Annotated in this window: 10 protein-coding genes; 8 read left to right on the forward strand and 2 right to left on the reverse strand. The window is 48.4% G+C overall.

Features of this window, described 5'->3' with window-relative positions:
• Positions 1-65: 65 nt before the first annotated feature.
• Positions 66-1,607 (reverse strand): sensor histidine kinase, encoded by a 1,542-nt coding sequence (locus tag AB4Z50_RS04190; RefSeq protein ID WP_441876047.1) that lies wholly within the window; start codon positions 1,605-1,607, stop codon positions 66-68.
• A complete protein-coding gene (locus AB4Z50_RS04195; RefSeq protein ID WP_441876050.1) occupies positions 1,604-2,290 on the reverse strand; it encodes a response regulator transcription factor in 687 nt (228 codons plus the stop codon). The genes AB4Z50_RS04190 and AB4Z50_RS04195 overlap by 4 nt, the downstream gene beginning before the upstream one ends.
• Positions 2,291-2,591: 301 nt before the next feature.
• Here AB4Z50_RS04195 and AB4Z50_RS04200 point away from each other — a divergent pair, with 301 nt between their 5' ends.
• The 8 genes from AB4Z50_RS04200 to AB4Z50_RS04235 all read left to right on the forward strand — a co-directional run bounded on the left by AB4Z50_RS04200 (position 2,592) and on the right by AB4Z50_RS04235 (position 12,519).
• The gene (locus AB4Z50_RS04200) at positions 2,592-4,247 is read left to right on the forward strand and encodes a urocanate hydratase (protein WP_441876053.1); all 1,656 of its coding nucleotides are present in this window, start codon (positions 2,592-2,594) and stop codon (positions 4,245-4,247) included.
• On the forward strand, positions 4,247-5,344 hold the full coding sequence (locus AB4Z50_RS04205; RefSeq protein WP_441876056.1) for a DUF917 domain-containing protein: 1,098 nt from the start codon (positions 4,247-4,249) through the stop codon (positions 5,342-5,344). The genes AB4Z50_RS04200 and AB4Z50_RS04205 overlap by 1 nt, the downstream gene beginning before the upstream one ends.
• 45 nt (positions 5,345-5,389) lie before the next feature.
• Positions 5,390-6,949 carry an HAL/PAL/TAL family ammonia-lyase gene (locus tag AB4Z50_RS04210; protein WP_441876059.1) on the forward strand — a complete coding sequence of 520 codons (1,560 nt, stop codon included), beginning with the start codon at positions 5,390-5,392 and terminating at the stop codon, positions 6,947-6,949.
• Positions 6,942-8,309, forward strand: coding sequence for a dihydroorotase (locus tag AB4Z50_RS04215; RefSeq protein ID WP_441876062.1), 1,368 nt, complete (start codon positions 6,942-6,944; stop codon positions 8,307-8,309). The genes AB4Z50_RS04210 and AB4Z50_RS04215 overlap by 8 nt, the downstream gene beginning before the upstream one ends.
• 27 nt (positions 8,310-8,336) lie before the next feature.
• Positions 8,337-9,611: a Zn-dependent hydrolase gene (locus AB4Z50_RS04220; RefSeq protein WP_076269418.1), complete on the forward strand. Its 1,275-nt coding sequence runs from the start codon at positions 8,337-8,339 to the stop codon at positions 9,609-9,611.
• Positions 9,604-10,854, forward strand: a complete 1,251-nt coding sequence (locus AB4Z50_RS04225; RefSeq protein WP_076269602.1) for a Zn-dependent hydrolase — start codon at positions 9,604-9,606, stop codon at positions 10,852-10,854. Before AB4Z50_RS04220 ends, AB4Z50_RS04225 begins: the two co-directional genes overlap by 8 nt.
• Before the next feature lie 96 nt (positions 10,855-10,950).
• Entirely contained in the window at positions 10,951-11,595 is a 645-nt protein-coding gene (locus AB4Z50_RS04230) for an ABC transporter permease (RefSeq protein WP_076269419.1), read from the forward strand.
• An 18-nt stretch (positions 11,596-11,613) separates the two neighbouring features.
• The gene (locus tag AB4Z50_RS04235; RefSeq protein WP_076269420.1) at positions 11,614-12,519 is read left to right on the forward strand and encodes an ABC transporter substrate-binding protein; all 906 of its coding nucleotides are present in this window, start codon (positions 11,614-11,616) and stop codon (positions 12,517-12,519) included.
• Positions 12,520-12,552 lie beyond the last annotated feature (33 nt).

The following is a 12,552-nucleotide window of genomic DNA, read 5'->3' on the forward strand; positions in this document are numbered from 1 at the left end:
GAAGAGGCAGTCTCAAAAAGTAGAAAATCTACTTTTGAGACTGCCTCTTCCTGTTTTTTTCTAAATTAATCTTGCATATCAACCGGCTGGAGCGGGGTGGTTGGGAGCAAAATGCGGAAGGTTGTTCCTGCTCCGGGCAAGCTGTCTACTGTAATTGTACCTCTATGAGCATCTACAATCGATTTCGTAATGGCAAGCCCGAGACCTGCGCCGCCTTTCTTTCGCGTTCTGGATGATTCGTTTCGATAAAAGCGCTCAAACAAATGAGGCAGATGCACGGCCTCAATCCCTGTTCCATTGTCGGCAACGCGTATTTCAGCTTGATTATTGTACGAAGCAAGCGTGATGCTGATCACGCCTGTCTCCGAATCGGTATGCTGCACCGCGTTGAAAAATAAATTGAGCACCACCTGTTTCAGCTTATCCGCATGGAACTGACCGCTCACATGAGGAGTGAGAAGCAGCTCTACTGTGCGATTGCCAGCAATCAATTGTAACTGCGGCTCCATCTCGAGCAGAAGCGCATCCAGCTTTGTTTCGGCCAGCTGCAGCTGCGGGTCTTGATCAAGCTTCGCCAGCACGAGTAAATCCTCGACCAGCTTGTTGATACGATTGGATTCAAGAAACATGCTGTTAAGCGCGCGCGCGAGTTGCTCCGGATTCGAGGCCGCCCCGCGCAGCAGCACTTCTAGAAATCCGTGAATCGAAGTAAGCGGCGTACGCAGCTCATGGGAGGCGTCCGCTACGAAACGCCGCATTTTTTCAGTTGTTTTCCGTTCCGCCTCGAAGGAATGATCGAGGCGCTCAAGCATGCCATTAAACGCATCGGATAAACGATCGATTTCCTCTTGTCCTTGGCTGGCGGGAATTCGTTTCGTTAAGCTGCCTGCATCGGTTTGCTGCGCTGCCACAACGACGCGAGATAAAGGACGAAGCGTACGCCGAAGCAGCGGCAAATAAAGCGCGAGCCCTGCTGCAAGTGCAAGGACAGATAAGCCAGCGAATATGGCAAGCTGTGTCATGAGCAGCTGCTTCAGTGAATCGGTTTCGGCGCTCACTTGAATGAGGCCTTCGGCTCTGCCTGGCGGTCCAGCCATACGGAAGACGACTAGCTGCTCGATGCCTTCGGCATTGTTCAAGATTTTATAACCAATTTGCTTATGCGCTTTAAGCTGATCTCTAATTTGCTCATATTCGTCCGTTGATAGAAGCGGGGCGTTAAGGTTATTATCCTTCGATACGTCAGCGGTGACACCGTTTGGATCAATCAGGACGATAGACAAGCCCGGTTGATAGAACATGGGCGAGTCGCGTCGATCACGCTGCGGCCGTTCAGCCGGATTAGCGGGATCACCCTGATTGCTCGTTTCAGGGCGGTTATTCGTATCCTTCCCATCCATAAACCAATCCATGGGCATCGACATGATTTGAGCATTTAAGGCATCGGCTTTATTTTGAAAAATAAAGTCCTTCATAATGAAATATTGAAGCACGCCAATTAATAGAAACAAAGCCGCTAGTATAAGCAGCGACCGATATAATAACTGATATTTTAGTGAACGTGGAGCAAAGAAACGAGTGACGTCTGACCTTTTAATACGCGTCATGGCAGATCCATCCGATAGCCGGCCCCGCGGAGTGTTCGAATGAGGCGATGCTCCTTGTCGTCCAATTTGTCGCGAAGCGAGCGGATATACACCTCGACAATATTTTCTTCTCCACCGAATTGATATCCCCATACCTTATCCAAAATGAGCGATTTACTAAGCACGACACCATGATTTAGAATGATAAACCTTAGCAGCTCATATTCGGTAGGAGACAGCTCAAGAACCTGTTCCATATAAATGAGTTCTTTGCGGCGGTCATCGAGCCGGAACGGTCCATACACAGCTTCACCAAGCAAATTAGGAAACTGATTCCGCAGTCTTGCACCTATGCGGGCAAGCAGCTCGCTGAAGCTGAAGGGCTTCACCAAATAGTCGTCAGCTCCAAGGGTTAAGCCTTTGACACGATCCTCAATCTCATCTTTTGCTGTCAGCATAATAATAGCGATATTATCGCCGGTAGCCCTTAATGCCTCGCATACTTCGAATCCATTCAGCCCGGGCATCATCACATCGAGGATGACGACATGGGGCTGAAAGGTACTCGCTTCCTGCAAAGCGGATTCCCCGTCATAGGCGAATCGAATATCAAATCCTTCGTTGATGAGCCCGAGCTCCAGAAATTGCACGATAGTTGGTTCATCATCTACAAGCAATATTTTAATCCCTTTGAAGGACACCATTTCAAATTCCCCTTTCGCAGCTTACCCCTCTATTATCTGTCTTTTTAGAAAAAGATGCATCTGTTTACTCGTTCTTTCAGCAAACTTTCAGCCACATACGAAACCGATTGATGGGTTTAGTTTACAGGTTCTATTTTGCAAAAAATGAGGTAACCTTTATATTTATAAAGCATCTTATTCCTAGTGCGTTACTTAAACTGACGTAAACTTGTTTTTTTGTATTGACTAGAGAGGAAACGTTTGTTAATTTATTGATTAATAGAAACTAATTATTGAATAATGATAATAAGGAGAATCGGATATGGATCGAATTGTAGCTGCCAGAGGCGTTGAACTGCGTTGCAAAGGCTGGAGGCAGGAGGCGCTGCTGCGAATGCTTGAGAATGTTCTTGAAAATGGCGAAAACCAACAAGAGCTTACTGTCTATGCTGCCCTCGCGAAAGCAGCGCGTAATTGGGACTCCTATCATGCAATTGTCAGTACGCTCAAATCATTAGAGGAAGATGAGACGCTGGTCATTCAATCAGGCAAGCCTATCGGCATTATGAGAACGCATAAGTACGCTCCAATTGTTGTAATGGCGAATTGCAACATTGTTGGCAAATGGGCAACGAGCGACAATTTCTATAAATATCAAGAGCAGGGATTAATCGTTTGGGGCGGTTTGACCGCGGCAGCTTGGCAATATATCGGTTCACAAGGAGTCATCCAAGGAACCTATGAGATTTTTCAATCGATAGCTAGAATGCATTACGACGGCAATCTGGCTGGGAAGTTTATTTTGACAGCCGGTCTCGGAGGAATGGGCGGCGCACAGCCGCTTGCAGGAACGATGGCGGGTGCCGTTATTTTATGCGTAGAAGTGTCTGAGGCTAGAATCGACAAACGTATCGAGGTCGGCTATTTGCAGAAAAAAACGGCAAGCTTGGATGAGGCTTTGGAATGGATTCAAGCAGCTTGTGCGAATAAGGAGAGTTTGTCAGTCGGTCTTCTTGGCAACGCAGCCGATATTTATCCTGAGCTGATTCGCAGAGGCATTCAGCCTGACGTTGTCACCGATCAGACGTCGGCGCATGATCTCATGTACGGTTATATCCCTTCAGGCTACAGTTTAGATAAGGTAGCTGAGCTGCGCAGAACAAAACCGGATCAGCTTCAAGCGGATGCAAGAGCTTCAATCGCATTAGAAGTTGAGGCGATGCTGGAGTTTCAGCGCAGAGGTGCAGTCGTTTTTGACAATGGCAACAATATTCGTTCGCAGGCTGTACAAAATGGAGTTACAAATGCTTTTGATATTCCTGTGTTTACCGAAGCGTTTCTAAGACCGCTGTTTTCTCGTGCGATTGGGCCGTTCCGCTGGGTCGCTTTGAGCGGTGAGGTTAGTGATATTCGCAAGATTGATCAATATATATTGGAGCATTTCAGCGATAACGAGGTTGTAGTCAACTGGATTCGCTTAGCGAATCAGTATGTTCCGGTCGAGGGCTTGCCTGCGCGCATTGGCTGGTTCGGTCATGGCGATCGGACGAAGCTGGCACTAGCGGTGAACGCCATGGTTCAAGCTGGCGAGCTGAGCGGTCCCATTGCCTTCTCGCGTGATCACCTCGATGCGGGAGCGATGGCTCACCCGAATATTATGACGGAGAACATGAAGGATGGCAGCGATGCAATATCGGATTGGCCGCTGCTTAATGCAATGATTAACTGTTCATCGATGGCTGATCTTGTAGCGATACACTCTGGCGGCGGTGGCTACAGCGGATATATGACAAGCGCGGGTGTCACGCTCGTTGCAGATGGCACATCCGATGCAGAGCTTCGATTAAAAACGACGCTAGACAATGACACAGGCCTTGGCGTCCTACGATATGCTGACGCTGGTTATGAGGAAGCGCTGGATGAAGTAAGCAAAAAGGGAATACGTCGAATTGATACGAATCGGAAGGAGAATGCATGATGCGTGAATTAACGATAGAGGATGTAAAAGCAGCAGTAAGAGGAGGGGCAGTATTCGCATCCGGAGGCGGGGGCTGGGTTGATCATGGTCTTGAGATTGGCGGAGCAGCAGTAGGCATTGCTAGACCAAAGCTGGTTTCGGTTGATGAGCTGCCTGATGATGCCATTATTGTGACAGCGACGGCGATCGGCGCACCAGCAGGCAATGACTGGGAAATGTGGGGCATTGATTATATTAAGGCTGTTCAACTGCTGATGGACAACTATGACGGCAAGGTTGTGGGGGTTATGACACCGCAAAACGGCATGTCGAGCACCATTAATGGCTGGCTTCCAGCTGCGGCGCTCGGTCTGGTTGTCGTTGATGCGACTGGTGATATTCGTGCGCATCCAACAGGCAAGATGGGTTCGATGGGCCTTGCTTCCCGCACCGATTATGAAACGATTCAGGTCGTTGTTGGCGGACGCAGAGATACGGGTTCTTATTTGGAGCTCGTTGTAAAAGGCACGCCAGCTAAAACATCGAATATATTGCGGACAGCTGCAGATATGTCGGGAGGATTTATCGCTTCTGCTCGCCATCCGATTCCAGCATCTTATGTAAAGGAGCATGCAGCGATTGGAGGCATTTCGTTAGCGCTTGATCTAGGTTATGCGATGATCGAGGCTGAGCCGAATGGCGCGGAAGCGATTATGGAAACGGTTTGCAGCAAAACAAATGGACAGATCATCGGTCGCGGTGTCGTATTGAAAAAGGACGTTCATTATTCAGGCGCTTTCGATATTGGCACCATTACTATGACGGATGGATCAGGCGGTCAACTGACGATGCATGTCATGAATGAATATATGGCTGTGGATGATGCAGACGGCAAGCGACTTACTACTTATCCGGATGTCATTACGACCTTTGAAGCAGCAACAGGTTTGCCGATCAGCGTAGGCGGCGTGAAGGAAGGCATGGAGATCGCATTGTTTGCAATCGATAAGCAATTTGTGCCTCTAAGCTCCAGCGTGAAAGACCCGACCGTATATCCAGAGGTGGAAAAGGCGCTTGGCATACCGCTTGCTGAATATGGCTTGAAGGGTATCGTCTAGCACGATCATTCTAATTTATCGATATCTACTAAGAAGGTGCCTGTTATGAATGAAGTTATAGATGGTATCGGTTTGGAGGATACGAAGTCGTCCGAACGGGTGGTTACGCTTGATGGCAATGCGCTCACGATTCGCGAGCTTGAGCAAATTGCATTGGAAGGTTATCGCGTGGAGTGCTCACAGCATGCATTAAAGCGAGTAGAGGAGGCTCATGTTCTCATTCATGAGCTTGCCGCCGAAGGCATTCCGATCTATGGGCTAAACCGCGGCGTAGGTCTTAATAAAGATCGAACCATTACAACGGAGATGTATGAACAGTTTAACCGCAATCTTATTTATTCCCATTCGGCGGCTATTGCGCCTGCTGCTTCTGAGCAGCAGGTGCGGGCCGTGCTCGTTGCCAGGCTGAATTCATTGCTTATTGGTTGTACAGGTGTGCAGCCTGCGGTCGTACTCATGTATCAGGATTTGCTTAATGCAGCTATCCATCCGATCATTCCGCTTCGAGGATCTGTTGGCGCAGGCGACATCTCGGTTTTGTCTCATATCGGCTTAACGATGATGGGAGAAGGAAATGTGAATTACAAAGGCCAGATGATGAGCGCGGAAACGGCTTTTCAAGCTGCGGGGATTACTCCTGTGAAGCTGGGGCCAAAGGATGCATTGGCAATTGTAAGCTCCAATGCGCTGTCCGCGGGCACTGGTGCACTGGCAGCAGCAGCGGCTTTAAAGCTGCTCGGTACGGCAGATGCTATTTTTGCATTGTCGCTTGAAGCGCTTCGGGGATGCATGAATCCGCTTGATCCGGCTTTATTTGAGGTAAGGCCATTCGAGGGAGCTGCAGCAAGCGCGGCAAATGTGAGAAGTTATTTGCAAGGCGGAACGCTACAGCAGTCAAGTAAAAACGATAAAATTCAAGATCCGCTCAGCTTTCGCAGTGCTTGCCATGTACATGGCGCAGCTCGTGATGCGCTTGCTTATGCGACAAGGCTGCTGCTCATTCAATTAAACGGTTCTGATGATAATCCTTGTGTATTAATAGATGAAAGAAGAGTAGTGCCCTCCTCAAATTTTGACGTAACCTCATGGACCGTGGCGTTTGAGATGGTTGCGATAGCGCTAAGTCATGTATCCAAAATAAGCTGCTACAGATCACTTAAGCTCGGAACGCCATCCTTTACCGGTCTGGAGAGGTTTCTAGCACCAAATCCAGAGTCTATCGCTTTCGGAACGCTTCAAAAAACATACACCTCCATTGATGCCGAAATCCGCTTGCTCTCTAATCCGGTATCTGCTGATTATTTATCGCTGGCAGGCGACATGGAGGATCATGCAAACAATACACCGCTCGTCATTCGTAAGCTCGAAGACATCATCGATCGCTTAACCTACATTATAGGGATGGAAGCGCTGCATGCAGCCCAAGCCATTGATTTACGCGGTATACAAGCTGAATTAGGCAGAGGCTCGGCCGCTGTTTATTCGCAAATTCGCAGTGCAGTGCCTATGTTGACGGAAGATCGTCCGCTAACCCCAGATATTTCTGCTATGTATGAGCTTATTCGCAGTGGCATTCAATTGGAAGGAGGAGCAAATGGTGAATAACAGCTATGATCTCGTCATTTATGGAAATCTCGTACTTCCAGGGGGCGTCGCATACCATTCCGCAGTTGGAATCAAGGACGGTAAAATTGTTCGTATTGGTGATAGAGACGACACGGACATGGCTGCCGCAACAGAAAAGATTAATGCCGAAGGCAGCTATGTGCTGCCTGGTGCAGTCGACGCTCATGTCCATTGTTACAGCTCGCTTGACGAAGGGTTTTACACAGCGAGTGCAGCTGCAGCTGCCGGAGGCGTAACGACGATTATTGAAATGCCTTATGATGCGACGGGGATGGTCTGTACGCTTCCTGCTTTCGAGGAAAAAAAACAACAGCTAGAACAGCAATCCATAGTTGATATGGCGATGCTTGTTACGATTCATAAGCAAGACGGTTATGACCATATCCGCCAGCTTGCCGAGGCCGGTGCATGCGGCTTTAAAGTATCGATGTTTAATACGGATTCCTTCCGCTTTCCGCGAATAGATGACGGACAATTGCTTGATTCGTTTGCGGTCATTGCTGAAACAGGTTGTCCGGTTGGCGTGCATGCAGAAAACGATGAGATCGTCCGCAGATATATTGATAAATATCGCTCCCAAGGTGCAGATCCACGTTCGCATGGCTGGAGCAGACCGAAAGTAAGTGAATCAGCAGCAGCGCTGACCGCTATGGAGCTTGCTTATGAGACAGGAGTCAAACTGCATTTATATCATTGTACGTATCCGCGTATTTTTCAATTGGTGGACTATTTCCGTTCAATCGGAGCGAAAGTCACTGCGGAAACCTGTACCCATTATTTGATGCTAAGTGAAGAAGATATGCCGCGTTTGCAGGCGAAAGGTAAAATCAATCCTCCGCTTCGCACGAAGCAGGACAAAGAGGATTTATGGGAATTATTGAAAACCGGATCGATCGATATGATTACTTCCGATCATGCTCCGTGGCTAATTGGGCGTAAATCAGACGCGGATATTTTTAATAATGCTTCAGGTGCTCCCGGAGTGGAACATTTGCTTCCGATTATTTACAGCGAGGGAGTGGCGAAAGGAAAATTGGCGCTTACCGACTTGGTCAGGCTGATCAGTCAAAGGCCTGCTGACGTATTTGGGCTTGGTCATCGCAAAGGCAGATTAACTGAAGGTTACGATGCCGATATCGCGATTATCGATCCTGCTGCTGCTTGGACGCTAGATGAGCGTGAGCTTCAATCAAGTGCTGGCTGGAGTGCTTATAACGGAATGAGTATGCAAGGAAAAGTAACGCACACGCTCGTAAGGGGAACGCTTGTGTATGAAGCGGGAGCTGTTACCGGCAAGGCGGGTCATGGCGAATTTATTAAAGCAGAGCATCTTGCTTAATCAATTTGCGAGAGAGGAGTGAATGGGATGGGTAGCAAAATGGATAGACTGGTGCCAAGTGTATCTCGAATGATGTCTGATATTGAACATCTATCGATGTTTGTTGATCCATCTAAACCCGGCTGGACGCGACGTCCATTTACGAAGCAGTATGCTGACGGCAGGCGCTGGCTGACCGAGAAAATGGAGGAAGCGGGCCTGTCTGTTTCGCTGGATGCAGCTTCAAATTTGATAGGCAGCTTGCCTGGCAGCGATCCGAATTTAGCGCCTATCATGATTGGCTCCCATACAGATACCGTTACTGGCGGCGGGCGGTTCGATGGAATCATAGGAGTGCTGGCAGGCATAGAAATTGCCCGTTTACTTCAACAATCAGGAACGCAGCTTCGGCATCCGCTGCAAATTGTCGATTTCACGGCAGAGGAGCCTAGTGAGTTTGGCATCTCCACGATTGGGAGCAGGGGGATGGTCGGCAATTTGTCTGAAGCGATGCTGGAGCTTCGCGACGATACTGGGCTGAAGCTGAGCGATGCGATTAATCAACAAGGCGGAAATGTCGAACGCCTGACAAGTGAGGCGAGGCAGCTGGGGGATGTAGCGCTCTACCTTGAGCTTCATATCGAGCAAGGTCCGGTGTTGGAGCAATCAGGCCATCAACTTGGGGCGGTGCTTGGTATCGTAGGTATTCATCGCTATCGTGTCACGCTCAAAGGTGCGCCAAATCATGCAGGGACGACGCCAATGACGCTTCGGAACGATGCGCTGGCAGGCTTTTGCGAGATTGGTTTAGCATTTGAACGTCACTGCAACGATCATGCGAGCGTAGCCGTAGGGACGATCGGCAAAGTGTCGAATGAGCCGAATGCATCCAATGTCGTGCCCGGCCTCGTTCGGTTTGATCTTGAAATCCGCTCACTAGATCATACGGTGGCTGACGCGGTGTACGCCGCTTTTGCAGCGGAGACGATCCAGATTGCTGCAAGGCGAGGCCTTCGTTTGTCGCTTGAGCTGCTGTCGAAGTCAGATTCCGTCATGGTCAAAAAGTCTGTGCTGGGTGGAGTGCTTGCAGCCTGTGCTTCTGTTGCTCCAGCTATTCACCTTGCAAGCGGGGCGGGACATGATGCGAACCAGCTCGCGCGTATTGCGCCAATCGGCATGATCTTTGTTCCTAGCAAGGATGGCAGAAGCCATTGTCCCGAGGAATGGACCGATGAGGATGATATTGCTGCGGGAACGCAGGCTTTAGCCGCCGCATTGCTTTATTTTGATAAGGAGGATTTAAGCGGGTGGCATGATGGCTAAGACTCAGCATGTGCAGGTCAACGGCAAACGGTTATGGGATTCGATTCAAGCTTTAGGTTTAATCGGCGCAGATCCAAGCGGCGGTGTAACACGGCTATCGCTCAGCAATGAGGAATTAATAGCGAGGCAATTTATTATCAGTGAAATGAAAGCAGCGGGACTAGAAGTCAGGCAGGATGAAGCGGGCAACCTGATTGGGCGATTGGAGGGGGAGGAGCAGCGGACAGGAGCTGTAGTGACGGGCTCTCATATCGATACGGTCATTCAAGCAGGCCAATTCGATGGAGCGCTTGGTGTACTTGGCGGTATTGAGGTTTTGCGAACGATTAAAGAGCAGTCAATCAGGCATTATAGACCTTTCGAGGTTATTTGCTTTACGGACGAAGAGGGCGTGCGCTTTGGAGCCGGCTATTTGGGAAGCCGTGCGATGGCAAATACTTGGGATGAAAAATGGCTGGATTTTACTGATTCTTCCGGCATATCGCTTCGCGAAGCGATGGAGCATGGCGGCTTGTACCCTGATCAAGCAGCTCTTGCAAGTCGCAGTTCAGAATCCATTCATGCCTATGTTGAGCTTCATATTGAGCAAGGACGAGTTCTGGAAGAGCTGAATACAGCAATTGGCATTGCAACAGCGATTTATGGACATCGCTGGTTCGAAGTGACCATTCATGGACGAGCGGACCATGCGGGAACAACGCCCATGAAGTTAAGACAGGACCCGATGCCTGCCGCAGCAGAAGTTGTTCTTGCTGTGGAGCAAATCGCAGTGAAGCATGGGGGCGTCGTAACAATAGGGACGTTTAAGCTTGCGCCAGCTGCAATCAACGTAATTCCGGGTGAAGCGGTGTTTACACTCGATGTTCGGCATGAATCCTTGGAGTCGCTCAATAAGCTGGAGGCTGCGATAAAAGTCGAGTTGTCACGCCTTACTGCAGCAAGAGGGCTGACCTGCGCTATCCGGACATTAGATGCTGCTGTGCCTGTAAAAACGTCGGAGTATATTACAAAAGTGATTACAGATAGCTGTGAGGATGCGGGTTTGCCTGCGGAGTATATGATTTGCGGCGCAGGTCATGATGCGGTGGTCATGAGTGAATTAGCGGAAATGGGGCTCATCTTGGTACGTTCAAAGGATGGCATCAGTCATCATCCACTTGAATGGAGCAGCCAAGAGGACTGTGAAGCAGGAGTAAACATACTGCTGCAAACTCTTATTCAGCTAGGAAATGATGTAAATTAATAATTCCGATTGACATAATGGGGTATAAAGTTTAATAATAGTGGTAACAAGTTWTTGATTAGTGATAATACAAAGGGGAAGGAGGATGACAAACGAGTGAATGTATTCCTCGAAGCTTATGACTATGTGAATGCTAACAGCGACAGATTTTTGGAAGCGGTCAAGGTGCATTTAAGCATAAGTTTCTACGCGCTCCTTATTGCTTTCGTCGTATGTGTGCCGCTCGGTATATTATGTGCCAAGAAAGAGTGGCTGACCGGTCCGATTATGGGACTGTTCAACTCCTTGCGAGTCATCCCAAGCCTTGCGGTTTTAGTCATTATTTTACCGATCATGGGAACTGGCTTTGCACCGGCATTAGTTGCATTAACGCTGCTTGCTTGTCCGCCTATTCTCATTAATACATACATGGGCTTTAGAGGTATTGAGCCAGCGATTATTGAAGCTGCTTCAGGCCTTGGTATGGGAGAGAAAATGATTATGCGGAAAATCGAGCTGCCGTTAGCTGCTCCGCTGCTGCTGTCAGGATTAAAAACAGCCGCCGTAGAAGTTATCGCCAGTGCAACATTGGCCGCATTCATCGGAGGAGGCGGGCTGGGAACGTTTATTATCAACGGTCTTGGCATGTACAAATTCTCATTGCTGCTTGTCGGGGCGCTGCCGGTAGCGCTGCTAGCTATTTTATCAGAGATCGGATTTGCTGGAATTGAAAGAGCAGTAACCAAATATCAGCGTGTATAATGAAAGGGGAAAATTCAGATGAAAAAGAAATGGGTAAGCTTGGCATTGTTGATTATAAGTGTGGTACTCGTTATTAGCGCTTGTTCTTCTAAGGAAGGTTCAGGCAAAGAAAAGATTAAAGTCGGCTCGAAAAACTTTACGGAATCATTGATTTTGGGCGAGATGTACGCACTGGCACTTGAGGACGCAGGCTACAAGGTAGATCGCAAGCTCAATCTTGGAGGCACACTCGTTGCCCATGAAGCGCTCAAAAAAGGCGACATCGACTTTTACCCGGAATATACAGGAACAGGCTTAATCAACGTTTTGGAATTGCCGCCAAACTCCGATGCCAAAACCGTATATGATACTGTAGCAAAGGGCTACAAAGAGAAATTCAACCTAGTTTGGCTGGAGCCAACTAACGCAAACGATTCACAAGGTCTTGTTACAACAAAGAAAATTGCTGAAAAATATAATCTTTACAAAATATCAGATTTGGTGAAATTAGCTCCTGAGCTTAACCTCGCTGCTGTTCCTGAGTTTGAAGAGCGTGAAGACGGATTAAAGGGACTAAATACTTTCTACGGTAAAATGGACTTCAAAAGCATCAAGCTGTTTGATTACGGCATCAAATACCGCGTAACGCTAGATGGCGAAGCGGATGTAACAGTTGGCTTCACGACTGATGGCGATTTGACGAATCCGGATCTTGTACTGCTTGAGGATGATAAGAAGTTTTGGCCTCCATACTTCGTAGCTCCAGTGCTTCGCGGCGAGCTGAACGAGAAGGACCCTGAAATTGCTAAAGTGTTGAACAAAATTTCTGCAAAGCTGGATAACACAACTGTTCAGAAGCTGAACGCGCAAGTGGATATCGACAAGAAAGAATACGCGGATGTAGCGAAGGCATTTTTGGAAGAGCAAGGTTTATTGAAAAAATAATTCATAATTAGATGCAGCGGGGTTTCTCCATAT

Source organism: Paenibacillus sp. 2TAB26 (assembly GCF_052115145.1).
In the GTDB taxonomy this organism is placed as follows: domain Bacteria; phylum Bacillota; class Bacilli; order Paenibacillales; family Paenibacillaceae; genus Pristimantibacillus.

What these genes read in the sequence shown, in the direction of transcription:
- AB4Z50_RS04205 (WP_441876056.1), top strand. Translation starts at nt 4,247, where the DNA reads ATGCGTGAATTAACGATAGAGGATGTAAAAGCAGCAGTAAGAGGAGGG.
- AB4Z50_RS04220 (WP_076269418.1), top strand. Translation starts at nt 8,337, where the DNA reads ATGGGTAGCAAAATGGATAGACTGGTGCCAAGTGTATCTCGAATGATG.
- AB4Z50_RS04225 (WP_076269602.1), top strand. Translation starts at nt 9,604, where the DNA reads ATGGCTAAGACTCAGCATGTGCAGGTCAACGGCAAACGGTTATGGGAT.
- AB4Z50_RS04235 (WP_076269420.1), top strand. Translation starts at nt 11,614, where the DNA reads ATGAAAAAGAAATGGGTAAGCTTGGCATTGTTGATTATAAGTGTGGTA.
- AB4Z50_RS04195 (WP_441876050.1), bottom strand. Translation starts at nt 2,290, where the DNA reads ATGGTGTCCTTCAAAGGGATTAAAATATTGCTTGTAGATGATGAACCA.
- AB4Z50_RS04200 (WP_441876053.1), top strand. Translation starts at nt 2,592, where the DNA reads ATGGATCGAATTGTAGCTGCCAGAGGCGTTGAACTGCGTTGCAAAGGC.
- AB4Z50_RS04190 (WP_441876047.1), bottom strand. Translation starts at nt 1,607, where the DNA reads ATGACGCGTATTAAAAGGTCAGACGTCACTCGTTTCTTTGCTCCACGT.
- AB4Z50_RS04210 (WP_441876059.1), top strand. Translation starts at nt 5,390, where the DNA reads ATGAATGAAGTTATAGATGGTATCGGTTTGGAGGATACGAAGTCGTCC.